The sequence below is a fragment of the Arthrobacter sp. YN genome, from assembly GCF_002224285.1.
GTDB lineage: Bacteria > Actinomycetota > Actinomycetes > Actinomycetales > Micrococcaceae > Arthrobacter.
Genome location: NZ_CP022436.1, coordinates 1,054,773 through 1,069,368 on the forward strand (window position 1 = coordinate 1,054,773; position 14,596 = coordinate 1,069,368).

At 62.7% G+C, this 14,596-nt stretch carries 14 protein-coding genes; 5 read left to right on the forward strand and 9 right to left on the reverse strand.

Annotation, left to right across the window (positions count from 1 at the left end; translation table 11 throughout):
* Positions 1–16 precede the first annotated feature (16 nt).
* The 4 genes from CGK93_RS04895 to CGK93_RS04910 are packed head-to-tail and all read right to left on the reverse strand — an operon-like array spanning position 17 to position 4,662.
* Positions 17–919, reverse strand: coding sequence for a carbohydrate ABC transporter permease (locus tag CGK93_RS04895; protein ID WP_089593846.1), 903 nt, complete (start codon positions 917–919; stop codon positions 17–19).
* Entirely contained in the window at positions 916–1,797 is an 882-nt protein-coding gene (locus CGK93_RS04900; RefSeq protein ID WP_089593847.1) for a carbohydrate ABC transporter permease, read from the reverse strand. Before CGK93_RS04900 ends, CGK93_RS04895 begins: the two co-directional genes overlap by 4 nt.
* A 46-nt stretch (positions 1,798–1,843) precedes the next feature.
* Complete coding sequence (locus tag CGK93_RS04905; RefSeq protein ID WP_089593848.1) at positions 1,844–3,181, reverse strand: ABC transporter substrate-binding protein; 1,338 nt, start codon at positions 3,179–3,181, stop codon at positions 1,844–1,846.
* Positions 3,182–3,225: 44 nt separating this feature from the next.
* Positions 3,226–4,662 carry a GH32 C-terminal domain-containing protein gene (locus CGK93_RS04910; RefSeq protein WP_089593849.1) on the reverse strand — a complete coding sequence of 479 codons (1,437 nt, stop codon included), beginning with the start codon at positions 4,660–4,662 and terminating at the stop codon, positions 3,226–3,228.
* Positions 4,663–4,999: 337 nt separating this feature from the next.
* Between CGK93_RS04910 and CGK93_RS04915 the strand changes: the two genes are divergently transcribed.
* The 3 genes from CGK93_RS04915 to CGK93_RS04925 all read left to right on the forward strand — a co-directional run bounded on the left by CGK93_RS04915 (position 5,000) and on the right by CGK93_RS04925 (position 9,083).
* Complete coding sequence (locus tag CGK93_RS04915) at positions 5,000–6,559, forward strand: glycoside hydrolase family 32 protein (RefSeq protein WP_089593850.1); 1,560 nt, start codon at positions 5,000–5,002, stop codon at positions 6,557–6,559.
* Between the two features lie 126 nt (positions 6,560–6,685).
* Positions 6,686–7,294 carry a dihydrofolate reductase family protein gene (locus tag CGK93_RS04920; protein ID WP_089593851.1) on the forward strand — a complete coding sequence of 203 codons (609 nt, stop codon included), beginning with the start codon at positions 6,686–6,688 and terminating at the stop codon, positions 7,292–7,294.
* Positions 7,295–7,424: 130 nt separating this feature from the next.
* Positions 7,425–9,083 (forward strand): RecQ family ATP-dependent DNA helicase, encoded by a 1,659-nt coding sequence (locus CGK93_RS04925; protein WP_089593852.1) that lies wholly within the window; start codon positions 7,425–7,427, stop codon positions 9,081–9,083.
* A 42-nt stretch (positions 9,084–9,125) separates the two neighbouring features.
* On the opposite strand, the gene CGK93_RS04930 is transcribed toward CGK93_RS04925, so the two are convergent.
* Positions 9,126–10,040: an NAD(P)H-hydrate dehydratase gene (locus CGK93_RS04930; RefSeq protein ID WP_198318352.1), complete on the reverse strand. Its 915-nt coding sequence runs from the start codon at positions 10,038–10,040 to the stop codon at positions 9,126–9,128.
* The gene (locus CGK93_RS04935) at positions 10,024–10,809 is read right to left on the reverse strand and encodes a histidine phosphatase family protein (protein WP_089593853.1); all 786 of its coding nucleotides are present in this window, start codon (positions 10,807–10,809) and stop codon (positions 10,024–10,026) included. Before CGK93_RS04935 ends, CGK93_RS04930 begins: the two co-directional genes overlap by 17 nt.
* 125 nt (positions 10,810–10,934) lie before the next feature.
* On the opposite strand from CGK93_RS04935, the gene CGK93_RS04940 reads away from it, so the two are divergent.
* Positions 10,935–12,230: an NAD(P)/FAD-dependent oxidoreductase gene (locus CGK93_RS04940; protein WP_089593854.1), complete on the forward strand. Its 1,296-nt coding sequence runs from the start codon at positions 10,935–10,937 to the stop codon at positions 12,228–12,230.
* Positions 12,231–12,279: 49 nt separating this feature from the next.
* Here the strand turns inward: CGK93_RS04940 and CGK93_RS04945 are convergent, their stop codons facing one another.
* Complete coding sequence (locus CGK93_RS04945; protein WP_198318356.1) at positions 12,280–13,014, reverse strand: 3-keto-5-aminohexanoate cleavage protein; 735 nt, start codon at positions 13,012–13,014, stop codon at positions 12,280–12,282.
* Positions 13,015–13,105: 91 nt separating this feature from the next.
* Between CGK93_RS04945 and CGK93_RS04950 the strand changes: the two genes are divergently transcribed.
* Entirely contained in the window at positions 13,106–13,567 is a 462-nt protein-coding gene (locus CGK93_RS04950) for a GatB/YqeY domain-containing protein (protein WP_089593855.1), read from the forward strand.
* A 5-nt stretch (positions 13,568–13,572) separates the two neighbouring features.
* Here the strand turns inward: CGK93_RS04950 and CGK93_RS04955 are convergent, their stop codons facing one another.
* Together CGK93_RS04955 and CGK93_RS04960 are read right to left on the reverse strand one after the other, a co-directional pair.
* Entirely contained in the window at positions 13,573–14,304 is a 732-nt protein-coding gene (locus CGK93_RS04955; protein WP_089593856.1) for a DUF72 domain-containing protein, read from the reverse strand.
* A 39-nt stretch (positions 14,305–14,343) separates the two neighbouring features.
* Positions 14,344–14,571 carry a hypothetical protein gene (locus CGK93_RS04960; protein WP_089593857.1) on the reverse strand — a complete coding sequence of 76 codons (228 nt, stop codon included), beginning with the start codon at positions 14,569–14,571 and terminating at the stop codon, positions 14,344–14,346.
* Positions 14,572–14,596: the final 25 nt, after the last annotated feature.

Sequence of the window (14,596 nt, forward strand, 5' to 3'; positions counted from 1 at the left end):
CCGTCGGCCATAGCGCTCATCCCTTGTTCGCTCCGCTCTCAAGGCCTTGGATCATGGCCTTGTTGAGGACCAGGAATACCAGCAGCAGCGGTGTGATGGTCACGCAGACGGCGGCGAAGGTGGCCGTCCAGTCGACCTTGCCCATAGCGCCGATGTAGTTCTGCAAGCCCAGGGGAATGGTCTTGAGGTCCTCGGAGAGAACAAAGGTGTTGGCGAAGATGAAGTCGTTCCAGATGAAGATGCTGTTGACCAGCACCACGGTGACCACGGTGTTGAGGGAGAGGGGCAGCGTGATCAGCCCGAAAATCCGGTATGGTCCGGCCCCATCCAGGGATGCTGCCTCATAGGTTTCGCGCGGTATGTATTCGAAGAAGGACGAGAAAAGGTAGATGGACATCGGGAGGGCGAAGCCTGCCAGGGGGATGATCATCGACTGGTAGGTGTCCAGCAGGTTCACCGCGGAGTAGTCGATGAACAGGGGGACCAGCGCGATTTGGACGGGAACGATGATGCCGACGAGGAACAAGCCCCGGACGAACTTGCTGAGGCGGAAGCCAAGGACCTGGATGGCGTAGGCGGCCATCATGCCGAACAAGACAATCAAAATGTTGGCGCCCATGGTGACGATGAAACTGTTCAGGATGTTCCGTCCCAGGTCGCCGGTTTCAAAGGCGCGGGCATAGTTTTCCCACGTCAACGAGCTGGGGAGTCCGAACGGATCACCGGTGGCAAAGTCGTGTTCGGTCCGCAGGCTGGTGACGAACAGCCAGGCGAGCGGGTACACCTGGACGATCACGATGAGCATGATCAGGACCCTCGAGAGCGTCCGGTACAAGCTGGGCTTCCGACGCCGGCGCTGGGGGGCGGGAGAAGGAACCCGGGCGCGGGTCGGCTGAGCCGGGGCTGTCTGGGTGATCATGAATCTGCCTTCCGCTTGAGCATGAACAAGATGAGGCCGACGGCGACGAGGCACTCGATCACGATGAAGACGGCGATGGTACTTGCGTAGCCAAAATCCGTGCTGGTGAAGGCTGTCTTGTACATATAGGTGGTGAGGAGCTCGGAGGATTGTCCCGGGCCGCCGTTGGTCATGAGATACGGGATATCAAAACCGCGCAGGCCGTAGGTGGTGGCCATGATGGTGGTGGTAATCCACACGGGCCGGATGTAGGGGAAACGTATCTTGGTGAAGAGCGTCCACTTCGATGCGCCGTCCAGGACCGCGGCTTCTTCGAGTTCCTTGGGCACAGCGATCAGGGCCGCGTAAATGATGAGCATGTACAGCCCGGTGAACCGCCATCCTTCAGGGGCGGAGACCGCGGCCAGCACTGTGTTGACGTCGGACAACCAGGCCCGCTCCAGGGAACCGAGTCCTATCCAGTGCAGCAGCTGGTTCAACAGGCCGACAGGATCAATGGAGTAGATACGGACAAAAAGGAACGCAATGGCGACCGTGGAGATCACTGCGGGCAGCAAATACAGGGTCTTGATCAGTTCACGTCCCCTGCGCAGGGACGTGAGCAGGCTGGCGACAACCAGGGCGCCGCCCAGTTGCAGGACCAGGCAGATGGCCAGGTAGACCAGGGCGTTGAAGAATGAACGCCAGAAGATGTCATCAGCCGTGAGCATTCGGACGTAATTGGCCAGCCCGACGAACTCCATGTCACTGATGCCGTTCCAGGAGAAGAAGCTCAGGAACAGGGACTGAAGTATGGGGAAGAGGACTGCTGCGCAGTAGAGCAGCAGGGGTGGGAGCAGGAAAACCAGGACTGAGGTTCTTGACCTGTTGGGAAGCATGGTGGGCCTTTCGGGCGGGGGCCTTACCGGCCCCCGCCGTTTCGGTTTACTTGAAGAACTTGGGTGCGTTCTGCTTGATGGCGTCGTCCATGGTCTTGGTGAACTGTTCGGGCGTGATGTTGCCCTGGACCAGGAGGACCAGCTCTTGCTGCAGTCGGCCGTTGGTGGTGGGGTCCAGCTGGGTGTCCCACGGCATCGCCTGCTTTTCCCCGAGGGTGTTGGCCGTTTCGAGGGCCTTCTTGTACAGCGGCGTAGCGTTCGCGGGGACGGTGGTCTCCACGGTCGTGGTGGGGGAGAGCGCCCCGGTGGCAGCGTACTCAGCCGGGTACTTCTCCAAGGCGAACTTCAGGAAGTCGCTGACCAGGGGATCGTACGTTTTCGAGTTCACTGCCATGCCGATGCCGGAGGGGGAAACGAACTCATTGGCCGCCGTCACCGAACCCGGTGTTGTGGGAAGGGTAAAGAAGTCGATGTCGTCCCGGACGTCAGGGTTGAGTTTGTCGGTGGCGAGGCTGGGAAGTTCCCACGTGCCGATGTTGTACATCGCGGCTTCGCCGGAAGTGAACTGGTTCTGCGCGTCTGAGTAGCCCTGCGCGGAGAAGCCCTCCTGGAAGCACTTGGCCTTGCCGAGTTCTGCCATCCATTGAACGGTCTTCTGACCCGCGGGATCGCTGAACGCAGCTTCGCCCTTCTTCAGTTTCTGGACGAAGTCCGGTCCGGCAGCCCGGAACGGCTGGTACGCGACATAGCGTTCCAGCGGCCACTGGTCCTGCCCGTCGATGGCTATCGGCGTGATTCCTGCGTTGCGCAGGGCCGTGCACATCGCTGGGATGTCGTCCAAGGACTGAGGGACAGCCACGCCCGCTTTTTGGAGCAGGGCCTTGTTGTACCAGATGAATTCCAGCTCGAACTGGAACGGGATCATGTACAGGGATCCGTCATCGAAGCGCTGGTAGTCCAGGGCTCCGGGCCGGTAGTCGTCGTAGAGATCCAGCGACTTCAGCAGCTTGTCGGCCTCCACCATTTTGCCCTGCTTGGCCAGCTGCTGCGCGAACGGTGTGGCGTCCGTGTCAAACAGCTCGGGGAGCTTGTTGGCCGCAGCCAGGGTTTCGAGTTTCTGGATGTAGGAGGGCCGGTCCGGGGTGGTGATGAGGTTCAGTGCAAACCCTGGGTGGTCCTTGGCGTAGTCGTCGGCGAGCTTCTTCATGATGTTGATGACGGCGCCATCGGCAGGCCTGGAGAGGAGCCACGAGATTTCGCGGGGCTTGATCTCTCCGGTGGGGCTGACGTTGGAGGGGTCTGTAGCAGCTCCTCCGCCGCCACAGGCTGTCAAGGCCAAAGCGGCGACGGCTGCGACGGCGGCAGCACGGAGTAGTTTCTTCATTGCGGCAATCTCCCTTGATTGGAACAGAGGTTGGGGTGGGTTATTCAGTTCTCGGTGCGCTGTCGTATCTCAAGTTCGGTGACAGTGACGGTTCCTTCGCCGGCAAAGACGCCGATCCGGCCGGTAGTGAGGTCGTACATCCTGGCGCTGAGCGCCACTTGACGGTCGACGACGGCGACGCAAGTGTCGCCGTCGACGATGACCTCAAGCGTGTGCACGCCGGGGGTGAGGTCGCAGGGCCGCTCAAGTTCGACGTCGAACGGGACATCACCTGAGACGTGCCACTGCGCATCGCCGGTGATGGCGCGCGGCCAGCGGTCGAAAACGAGCCGGCCACGCTTGGGTTCCAGACGGAGGACGTAGGAATGGTCGCCGTCGTTGCTTGAGCGGAGCAGCAAGCCGCACTCGGTGGTGTTCGGGGCGATATCCAGCACCACCTTGGCGTAAAACTGCTGCGGCAACTCCTCGTCGGACACCTTTGCCGTGTATCCGTCCGGCACATCGAGCCGGGTAGGCAACGCACTGGTCAGGGACGCCGGGACGTCATCCCAGAAGCTCTCTACCAGCTCGTCCGCGAAGGAGAATGCCAAGGTTCCGTCCGGGTTTTGGCGGGCTTCCAGCACGGACATGGTGCCGGCCCACTGCCATGGCCCATGATCGGTGTTGCCTTCCTTGGTGGCGATCCAGCCAAAGAAGAACCGGCGACCGTCGCGCTCGGCGGACTTTGAGGCGTAAAAGGCGCGGCCGTCGATGCTGTCCAGGTCCGGCACAGTCCACGGACCGTCGGGGCTTTTGGCCATGCGGTAGCGGGTGGTGAACGATTCCGAGAACTCGGAGTACACCATGTACCACCAGTCACCCCAGGCGAAGACATCCGGGCATTCGTGGGTGATGTACCGGCGTGGGTCCCAGAACGGATCGGTGTAATGCCAGGTCATCAGGTCAGTGGACACGCACTGGGCTATCACGCCGCGGCGGCGTTCCGGACCGGTGGAGTGCCGGGCGGCCAACAGCATCCTCCACTGCTTCTTGCTGTCATCCCACAACACGAAGGGATCACGCCAGTCCCCGGACTCGTAGCCGTCCGGAGCGCCGAAAGTCAGTTCCGGATGCTTTTGCCAGGTCCGCATGCCATCGGTGCTGGTGGCGTGCATGACCAACTGGAGGGGCGCGCCGTCGGCCCCGACGTTCCGGGGGTTTTGGCCGGTGTAGAAGAGGTGGTGGACGCCGGACCCGTCCGCCACGACGCTGCCGGTGTAGGCGTTGAAGTCGAGGTCGGTCTCGCTGCCATGGTGCAGGGAGACGCCATGGTTCTCAAATTGCGTGAGGTCCTTGGTGGTGACCAGGTTCCATGACGTGCCGGGTTTTGGGTCCGAGCGGTCTTCGTGGAGGTAGAAGAGCCAGAACTCCCCGTCCTTCTCGTAGGGGATAAGGTCCCCAACCCATCCGTCGGCGGGTTGGAAGAAGACTGGGTGTTTCATCTGCGCTGATGTCCGTTCTGCTAAAGCGTTTGATCACTCGTAAGTTAGCGTGAATCGTCACGCCGATCAAGCGTTTTAGCAAATTTTATTTTCCGCCAAAATTGTGGTGCTAAAACGCTTGACCGCAGAAACGTCCGCCGCTAATGTCCTGCGTAGCCGATGACTCACCGGGCCGCTCGATGCTGAGCCGTCCGAACCCGGCCGTGAGTACCGATCCAGCTCTCCAACTGACGTGCAGTACCAGGCTGCCCGGGACCTTTCCCGACGGCCCCGCACGTTCATCACCATGACGTTTGGCAGGCCGTCGCGCCCGCCAAGCACTGAGAGGAACACATCAATGACGTATGACATCTCTCGCCGCACTGCCCTGCAAGGTGCAGGAGTTGGTGCCTTGGCACTGTTCATGAGCAGCGCCATCCCCGTGGCCGCCCACGCCCAGACATCCCTCCGGGCGATTTACCACATGACGCCGCCCTCGGGCTGGCTGTGTGATCCGCAGCGTCCCGTTCATACCAACGGCGCCTACCAGCTCTACTACCTTCACTCCGGCCAGAACAACGGACCGGGCGGATGGGACCATGCGACCACCTCCGACGGAGTGTCGTACACCCACCATGGAGTGGTGATGCCACTGCAGACGGACTTCCCCGTGTGGTCGGGATCGGCCGTAGTGGACACCGCCAACACTGCCGGCTTCGGTGCCGGCGCTGTGATCGCACTCGCCACCCAACCCACGGATGGCATCCGGAAATTCCAGGAACAGTACCTGTACTGGTCCACGGATGGCGGCTACACCTTTACCGCATTGCCTGAGGCGGTCATTGTGAACACTGACGGACGGACGGCCGCCACCCCCGCCGAGGTGGAGAACGCAGAATGGTTCCGCGATCCCAAGATTCACTGGGACGCGACGCGTAACGAGTGGGTCTGTGTCATCGGCAGGGCCCGCTACGCTGCCTTCTACACCTCTCCCAACCTGCGCGATTGGCAATGGAAGTCCAACTTCGACTTCCCCAACCATGCCCTCGGCGGCATCGAATGCCCGGATCTGTTCGAGATGACCGCCGGGGACGGCACCCGGCATTGGGTGTTCGGCGCGAGCATGGACGCCTACAGCATTGGCCTGCCCATGACCTTTGCCTACTGGACAGGTTCATGGAACGGCACAGCGTTCATCGCGGACAACCTTACACCGCAGTGGCTTGACTGGGGATGGGACTGGTACGCCGCCGTGACTTGGCCGGCCGTGGAAGCACCGGAGACGAAGCGCCTTGCCACCGCGTGGATGAACAACTGGAAATACGCGGCCCGCGACGTGCCCACGGACGTGTCCGATGGTTACAACGGACAGAATTCCATCACGCGCGAGCTCAGGCTTGAGCGCCAATCGGGCGGCTGGTACACCTTGCTCAGCACGCCCGTTCCGGCGCTTTCGAACTATGTCACGTCCAGCACCACCCTTCCGGACCGCACCGTCAACGGCAGTTTCGTACTGCCGTGGAGCGGGCGGGCGTATGAGCTGGAGCTCGATATCTCTTGGGACACCGCCGCGAACGTTGGAGTGTCGGTGGGCCGCTCGTCGAATGGCAGCCGCCATACGAACATCGGCAAATACGGCGACGAGCTGTACGTCGATCGCGCACCCTCGGACCAAAGCGGCTATGCGCTGGCCCCTTACACCCGCGCCGCCGCTCCTATCGACGCCAACGCCAGATCCGTCCACCTTCGCATTTTTGTCGACACCCAAAGTGTTGAGGTGTTTGTGAATTCCGGGCACTCGGTGGTTTCGCAGCAGGTGCACTTCGCGGACGGGGACACGGGGATCTCCCTCTATGCTGACGGTGGTCCGGCAAACTTCACCGGAATCACCATCCGCGAGTTCGGGAACCCCATCTAAGGTTGCACTTTAACGCTGGAAAGAACGACGGCGACACTACAGCGGGCGGTAGCGTCGCCGTCGTTCTTTCGGTCCGCTTGGCGGTTCGCATCTTGACAACCCGCACGCACCCACGACACTGAGTTCATGTATAGGAATTGCCGGGTCTCGGCCCAGTTTTCGATGTCCCTGGACGGCTTCATCGCCCGCGACGATGACACCGTGGGCCCCTTGTTCGACTGGTACGAGGCCGGGGACGTTGAAACCTGGATGCCGGGACACCCTGTTCCGTTCCACCTCAGTGAAGCCGATGCTGCGTACTGGAACTCGCTTCCGCGTGAGGGGGCGTTCATCTCAGGCCGCAGGCTGTTCGACATCACCAAGGGGTGGGGAGGCCATCCGCCCAATGAATCGCCCACCGTGGTGTTGACGCACCGCGAACCCCCAGCGGACTGGCCGCCCACCAGGCGGGACGGCCGGCCCGTGCCCTTCGAGTTCGCCGGGGACCTGGAAACGGCACTGGAGCGCGCTGCCGTTCTCGCCGCCGGCGGAGAAATCGGAGTTGCCGGGGCAGACATCGTGCAGCAATGCATAAGGCACGGCGTGGTGGATGAGCTCCGTGTGGACCTGGTGCCGGTGCTGCTCGGAAGCGGTATCCCGTGGTTTGGAGGACGTGATGGCGACCTCGTGTTTGATGAGCCCGTGATTATTCCGGGCACTCGGGTGACCCACCTGATCTACCGGGTACGCCGATAGGGAACAGGCACAGGGCGTTATCCACAGCGGGTCAAGCAGCGCACGACGTCGGATCCCCGCCTCCGATAGGCTGGTCACCTCGGCTGATGCAAGTGGCCGCAGGAACCTCAATGCGGAGCCACCCTACGAAATGTCTGATGACCTTGCCCTGCGCGCCCTCGCGGCGTCTTCTTTTTCCCTTCCTGAACTGCGTGATGGCCAACTCGCAGGTATGAGCGCCCTGGCCGGGGGCCGTGATGTCCTGGCCGTCATGCCCACCGGGTACGGCAAATCCGCCACCTATCAAGTGGCGGCACAGTACCTTTACCAGCAGACGGGACGCCCCGCCGTCGTGGTGTCTCCTCTCATTGCCCTGCAGGAAGACCAGCTTGACGGGCTCATGGAGGACCTGGGCCACCATGCCGCCGTCGCCATCAATTCTTCCCGCAGCGATTCCGAGGTGGAGACCGCCTGGCAGGCGGCCGAATCCGGCAAAGCCACCTTCCTGTTTCTTGCTCCGGAGCAACTGGCCAAGCAAGCGACGGTAGAACGGATCGCCGCGCTGGACATCACCATGTTCGTGGTGGACGAGGCCCATTGCGTGTCCTCCTGGGGCCATGACTTCCGCCCCGACTACCTCGACTTGGGCACCGTCCGCGAGCAGTTGGGCAACCCACCCGTGGTGGCGCTGACTGCCACCGCCTCCCCGCCGGTGCGCGACGAAATCGTGGAACGGCTGGGAATGAAAGACCCGTTGGTCCTGATCCGCGGCTTCGACCGGCCAAACATCAGCCTCACAGTGGTCCGGCACCAGGAAGACAAAGCCAAACGAACAGCCGTGCTGGACCACGTTGCCTCCCTGGCTGCGGCGAAAGGGATGGGGCTGCTGTACGTTGCCACCCGCAAGGACAGCGAAAAGTACGCAGCAAAACTGGCAGATGCCGGGCTCCGTGCGGAGGCGTATCACGCGGGCAGATCGGACACTGACCGGGAGACCATCCACGATTCGTTCATGGATGACCAAGTGGATGTAGTAGTTGCCACCACGGCGTTCGGCATGGGCATTGACAAGCCCAACGTGCGGTTTGTGGTGCATGCCGACATTCCGGCGTCACTGGACTCGTACTACCAGGAGATCGGCCGGGCCGGCCGGGACGGCGGTTCCGCCGAGGCGATCCTGCATTACCGGGCGGAGGACCTGGGGCTGCGTAAGTTCTTCAGCACCCATTCCCCGGACCCCGATGCGCTCACGGCGGTGCTGAAGGTCATCAAGAATGCCGGCGCTCCTGCCCCGAAGACCGCATTGGTGGAGCTCACGGGCTTCCCCGCCCGGCGGATCACCGCACTGGTGAACCAGCTGGAGGAAGTGGGTGCCGTCAGCACCGGCAAGCGCGGAACGCGCCTTGAATCGAAAGCCAGGGTGTCCACCCTGGTGGGGCGCGCCGTCGTACGTGCGGAGGCCCGGCAGCGCGTGGAACAGTCGCGGCTCACCATGATGCGCGCCTATGCGGAGACAGACAGCTGCCGACGCCAGTTCCTGCTGGGCTACTTCGGTGAGCACCTGCCGGAACCTTGCGGCAACTGCGACCCGTGCGCTGACAGGCACGACGACGACACGCTGGACCGGGCGCCCGCCTCCGACACCGGGGAGACGTTTCCCTTGCAGTCCACGGTTGTACATAAGGAATGGGGGCAAGGCCTGGTGATGCGCCACGAGGATGATGTCATCACGGTCCTGTTCGAACAGGAGGGCTACAAAACGCTGTCCCGCTCCGCCGTCGTCGAGCATGGGCTGCTGAAGCCTGCCTAAGTCCCTGCGGCAGCCGTCGGCCGGCTGCTTCAGGGCTGGAGCTCAGGTGTTGAGCTCCAGCATCAGGGCCGGAAGTTCGTCGGCCAGCTCGCGTGCCAGGAAACCCAGCGGGCCGAGTTTGCTGGCCAAACGATCCGCCGCCGCAGCGTGAAGGTGGGTTCCCCAACAGGCGGCCTGCGTATCGCTGGTTCCCCGCGCCCGCAGCCCGGCTACGGCGCCAGTGAGAACGTCACCGCTGCCGGACGTCCCCAGTCCGCCGTACCCGGTGGTGATCTTCCATAACTTCCCGCCTGCGCCCGACGGCCCGGCAATAATGCCCTGGCAACTCACCACTGCATCAAACCGGTCTGCCACAGCGGCAACATCGCGTTCGAGGTCTTCCACCTCCCGGCCCAGCAATATCCCGGTTTCCGTCGGATTGGGCGTCAGGATCAGCCTTCCCCGCCACGGTGCCAGCTCCTCCTCGATCCTGCCCAGCACTCCCAAGGCAAAAGCATCAAGCACGACGGCGGGACCTCCTTCGGTGCCGGCGCCGGCTTCCGACTGTTCCCGCTCGAGCAACGCCCGCAGCAGTGCCTCGGCGAGGTCGAGGTCGTCCAGGCCGGGCCCAATGAGGAGGGCATCCGCTTTCTCGAGGTCGCCGGCGATGCGGTCCAGGTCCTCGCCGGTCAGTGAGCCGTTGGTGTTTTCGGGCAGGCCAACAGCTCCGCATTCAGGCAGGGCCACGCCAATCTGCACCGCAGCGGACTCGGCGACGGCCAGAGTAATTTTCCCGGCCCCGGCACGAAGCGCCGCCGTACCGGCCAGCAGCGCCGCGCCGGGCGTGGTCCGGGCCCCTCCGATCACCAGCACTGCTCCACGCGAGTACTTGTCCTCGCCCGGTGCCGGCAACGGCCAGTCACGCAGCAGCGAGGGCGTCACCAGGATGGCAGCACTGGATTCACTGCGGGTGGACACTGGCGTCTCCTGCATGTTCTGTCACTGCCACTCCCTGCTCGGCCAGATGGTCAGCCACATTGAAGCTCTCCAGTTCCCAGGGGCCTGCGCCGGTAGGACGCACGTAACGGGTGATCGACGCATTCAGCACCGATGTGGTCGCGGCAAGGTCCAGAATTTCTTCCTCGGACATACCTTCCAGGACGTAACGGACCAGCAGGATGACGGCATCGTGGCAGACCAGCATCACCCGGTGCCCTGTTCCCAGGGTGTTGAGCTCATCCAGGATGGAACGCAGGCGGAGCGCCACGTCAGCCCATGATTCCCCGCCGGGTGGCCGGTAGTACAGCTTTCCCAGCCATAGCCGCCGCTCGGCTTCGTCCGGGTACCTCTTCTCGACGCCCAAGCGCGTCAACCGGTCCAAAATCCCCAGTTCCCGGTCCCTGAGGCGTTCATCGGTGAGTACCTTGAGGGGCCAGCCAGCCGTCTCCACGGCGATATCCGCTGTCTGTTTGGCGCGGGCATAGGGGGAGGACACCACGGCATCCGGCCTGAACTCTTCGGCGATCCGGGCGAGGGCCGTTCCCAGTGCTTTCGCCTGCTCCTGGCCCGTGCCGGATAAGTTCACGTCGGGATCCCTGGCAGGAACCTGGATAACCTCCGCTCCGGACAAGCGTGCCTCCGTCGCGGCCACGTTGCCTTCGCTTTCACCGTGCCGGATCAGCAGCAACTCCACGGCACCGGCTTCCTGCACCGCGTCCGTCAGTCCGTCCTCGTTCACAAAGATCACTCCTCCGCGTGCGTTGCCGAATGCAGAACACTACCCACTGCGTACCCTTCAGGGCCAGATGGTAAACGCACGACGGCGATTGCGAGCCCCTTTTGTCCGGACTTGGAGTGAAGTAAGTTGCTCGCATGGAGGACTCATACCAAGTCATCATTGTCGGTGCCGGTTTCGCAGGCGTAGCGGCAGCCAAGGAACTCGGACGCAAGGGTGTAAAGGTCTTGCTGATCGATTCGAACAACTACCACCAGTTCCAGCCGCTCCTTTATCAGGTAGCGACGTCCCAGATTGGCGTGTCAGCCATCGCCCGGCCGCTGCGTGCAGTTTTCCGCCGGTATAAAACGGTGAAAGTCCTGACTGCGAAGGTCGAGTCAGTGAGTGCTGCAGAGCGCACGGTTATCACGTCAGATGGAAGAACTCTGCGCGCCGGGATTCTGGTGATCGCCGTGGGGGCGGTTCCGAACTTCTTCAATACCCCGGGCGCAGAGGAGTTGGCGTTCCCGCTGTACTCCGTCACAGACGCCACCAGGCTTGGCACTGGCCTTACCCGGCTGCTGGACCAAGCCGACAGAAACCCTGACGGTTCCGTAGACGTAGTGGTGGTGGGAGGCGGGCCTACCGGTGTGGAGACCGCGGGAGCGATGGCGGAAAACGTCAAGTACGTAGTGAGCAAGTATTTCTCGCCGGAGCTCGCAGCACGATGCCGGGTGCATTTGGTGGATATGGTTCCCAGTGTCCTGAACATGTTCTCCAAAAAATCCCAGAGCTATGCCACTGATCATTTGAAGAAGGTGGGCGTTCACCTTCACATGGGAGTGGGCGTCACTGAGGTCCGGGCGGACGGAGTGACTTTGGCGGACGGGAGTTCGGTCCCTGGACAAATCGTGGTGTGGGCCGGAGGCCTCAAAGCAGGCGATCTCATTGCCGGGTCCGGGCTGGCGCAGGGGAGAGGGGGCCGCATTGACGTCAACACTGACCTGACGGCTCCGGATGCGAAGAGCGTGTACGTCATTGGGGATTGCGCCAACATCACCGACTCCACAGGTGCGAAGCTGCCGCAACTGGGGTCCGTGGCTCAACAGGCCGGTAAGTGGGCCGCCAAGAACATCCTTGCGGACCTCGGCGGAGGCAGCCGGGCGCCCTTCCACTATGTGGACAAAGGCTATATGGCGATGGTGGGTCGTGGCGCCGCGGTGGCAGAGCTGGGCCGCAAGCGAATCCAACTGCAAGGCATCCTTGCCTTCCTGTCCTGGCTGTTGGTGCACCTGGCCCTGTTGTCCGGCCTCCAACAAAAGATCCGTGCCTTGTTCTCCTGGCTGAACGGCTACCTCCTCCATAGCCCCGCGCAAGTTGTTGTCAGCGGGCCCATCGAGAAGGAACCAGCGGAACAGGATCCGCCAGGTACATTGCCTTCAAAGGAGTCCTGACGCGGGACCGGCAGCCATGATGTAGCGCCTGCGGGTTGAAAAGGCACGCTTACAATTCAGGCGACAGCAAGCTCTTGGCGGCGGCAACCAGCTCAGCATTGCCTTCAGCGCGCTCTCCGTGGGGGAGCAGGAACGTGTCTTCGAGTCCGATTCTGGAGTCCAATCCCCACCGGGCCGCCAGCTTCAGCGCAGCCCATGTGGACCGTTCCTCACCGTGGAGCAGGATTGGCATCTGGACCGCTGGTTCCCGCACCAGTTCCAAGAGCAATGTGGCCTCACCTTCCACCTCCTTGGCCGGGATGTCCTGTAGCTCGATCAACACCCTCAGGCATTCAGCCCGGAGTGGCGAGCAGGCCCACTGGCGGGCAGCGTCCGCGTGCCAAATTCCCGCCTCGATGCCAATGCCGCGGGCATGAAGGGCGCCGGCCACTTCTTCGGCCCCGTCCTCGTGCCAATTGATGGAGGCGAAATCCGGTGCGTCACGCCATGACTCCACCATCGTCACGCGGGATGATGCGTCGGGGGAAGTCCAGGCGCCCGTTGTCACGCCCACAGGCACGTCAGGACAGGCATGGCGCACTGCGCGGAGCCACTGGGTGACGTAGTGCGCTTCCATGGTGTCCGCGCCCTGAGGATTCTTCGGATGAAGGTGCAGGCTGTGGGCGCCTGCAGCCACTGCCGCCGCAGCTTCCTGGGCAATTATGGCGGGATCTGCCGACAGCCGTTGGTGGAGCGAGACATTTCGAGCCCCGTTGAGGCAAGCCTGTAGCATCACACCGCCCATGGTACGAGGTTGTCTCCGTGGGGCGGGAGACCTTGTTGAGCGGCCAAGCTGGGAAGATAGCAGAGAGAATCCCGAAACAAGGAGCAACATCATGACCCTCAAAGAGCGCTTGAAAGCCGACGTGGTTGACCACATGAAAGCGGGCAACAAAGTTGCGCTGACCACAGTGCGCAACGTGCTGGGCGAGATCACCACCCGCGAAAAGTCAGGTAAGACCCCGGTGGAGCTCGACGACGCGCAGGTCACCTCGCTGCTTCAGAAGGAAGCTGCCAAGCGTCGGGACACGGCCCGGATCTACACGGAAGCCGGTGAAACCGACCGAGCAGCCGCCGAAGTCGCTGAGGCTGAAATCATCGAGGCGTACCTGCCAAAGGCACTGACCCGGGAGGAAGTGGAAGCAATCGTTGACGATGCCATCGAGGCACTGAAAGCTGATGGCCAAGAGCTTTCCATGCGTTCCATCGGAGCCGTGATGAAGCCCGTCACCGCCAAGGTTGCAGGACGTTTCGACGGCAAGACTGTCAGCGAGATCGTGCGCGGACGCTTGGCGTAGCGAGGTCAGCTGACCCCCAGCAGCCACCGCAGAGTGTCCGCATTTCGCACGGCGTTACCACCGCCGTCGTTGTTGAAGTAGACGTACACGTCCTTGCCCGAGCCGCTCCACTCCCGAATCCGTTCCGCCCACCAGCGGAGATCGTCATCGGAGTATGAGCCGCCGTAGAGGTGCCCATGGTCCGGACCGTGCAGACGAACGTAAACAAACGGCGCGGTGGCCCGCAGGATGCAGGGCAGGTTGGCGCCACTCATGATGCAGTAGGCGGCCCCGTGGCGCTCAAGCAGCGCGTACACGTCAGAGTGGTCCCAACTGTCGTGGCGGAACTCGACTGCGACACGGATCCAAGGGGGCAGGGCTGCCAGGAAGTAGTCCAGCCGGGCGTCGTCGCGTGCGAAACCAGGCGGCAGCTGCACCAGCAGAACGGCCCGTTTGTCGCCGAGCTCGTGCCAGCAGCGAATGATCCGTTCCACCCACACCTCCGGGCTGTACAGCTTCTTGGCGTGCGTGAGCCCCCGTGGCGCTTTGACGGACATGGCAAAGCCCGGAGGCAGGCGGTTTCGCCAACTCGCAAACGAGGTGTCCCGGGGCCAGCGATAAAAGCTCGCGTTGAGCTCCACTGTGGTGAACCTGGCCATGTACTGGGCCAGGCGCTTTGAAGCCGGAAGCCCCGGCGGATAGAGCACATTTTCCCAGTGGTCGTAGCTCCAGCCCGAGGTGCCGATGTGGATGCCCATGGTGTGAATGTACCCGCGCCGGACCTCGCCAACCGGGTGTTACAGCTTGCCGCTCCGGGCCATCAAGGCCTGGAGATCTTCGGCCACCTTGGCTACTTCGCGCTGCCGGGCGCTGGGCGTTGGATTGGAACCGGGTTTGCTGCTGCGCGTTGCCGGGTGTGCATGCCGTCGGGACGTGCGGGCTGGGCGGTGAAGCTGCGGATCGCGCGAGGGCGCGTCGACAGTGACGGCTCCCTGCAGGGGATCGTGGAAGAGTGGGAGGTTCATACTTCCCGATCCTGACAGAAGCGGC

What these genes read in the sequence shown, in the direction of transcription:
- CGK93_RS04950 (WP_089593855.1), top strand. Translation starts at nt 13,106, where the DNA reads ATGACCCTCAAAGAGCGCTTGAAAGCCGACGTGGTTGACCACATGAAA.
- CGK93_RS04925 (WP_089593852.1), top strand. Translation starts at nt 7,425, where the DNA reads ATGTCTGATGACCTTGCCCTGCGCGCCCTCGCGGCGTCTTCTTTTTCC.
- CGK93_RS04900 (WP_089593847.1), bottom strand. Translation starts at nt 1,797, where the DNA reads ATGCTTCCCAACAGGTCAAGAACCTCAGTCCTGGTTTTCCTGCTCCCA.
- CGK93_RS04895 (WP_089593846.1), bottom strand. Translation starts at nt 919, where the DNA reads ATGATCACCCAGACAGCCCCGGCTCAGCCGACCCGCGCCCGGGTTCCT.
- CGK93_RS04945 (WP_198318356.1), bottom strand. Translation starts at nt 13,014, where the DNA reads ATGGGCGGTGTGATGCTACAGGCTTGCCTCAACGGGGCTCGAAATGTC.
- CGK93_RS04915 (WP_089593850.1), top strand. Translation starts at nt 5,000, where the DNA reads ATGACGTATGACATCTCTCGCCGCACTGCCCTGCAAGGTGCAGGAGTT.
- CGK93_RS04955 (WP_089593856.1), bottom strand. Translation starts at nt 14,304, where the DNA reads ATGGGCATCCACATCGGCACCTCGGGCTGGAGCTACGACCACTGGGAA.
- CGK93_RS04920 (WP_089593851.1), top strand. Translation starts at nt 6,686, where the DNA reads ATGTATAGGAATTGCCGGGTCTCGGCCCAGTTTTCGATGTCCCTGGAC.
- CGK93_RS04960 (WP_089593857.1), bottom strand. Translation starts at nt 14,571, where the DNA reads ATGAACCTCCCACTCTTCCACGATCCCCTGCAGGGAGCCGTCACTGTC.
- CGK93_RS04910 (WP_089593849.1), bottom strand. Translation starts at nt 4,662, where the DNA reads ATGAAACACCCAGTCTTCTTCCAACCCGCCGACGGATGGGTTGGGGAC.
- CGK93_RS04940 (WP_089593854.1), top strand. Translation starts at nt 10,935, where the DNA reads ATGGAGGACTCATACCAAGTCATCATTGTCGGTGCCGGTTTCGCAGGC.
- CGK93_RS04905 (WP_089593848.1), bottom strand. Translation starts at nt 3,181, where the DNA reads ATGAAGAAACTACTCCGTGCTGCCGCCGTCGCAGCCGTCGCCGCTTTG.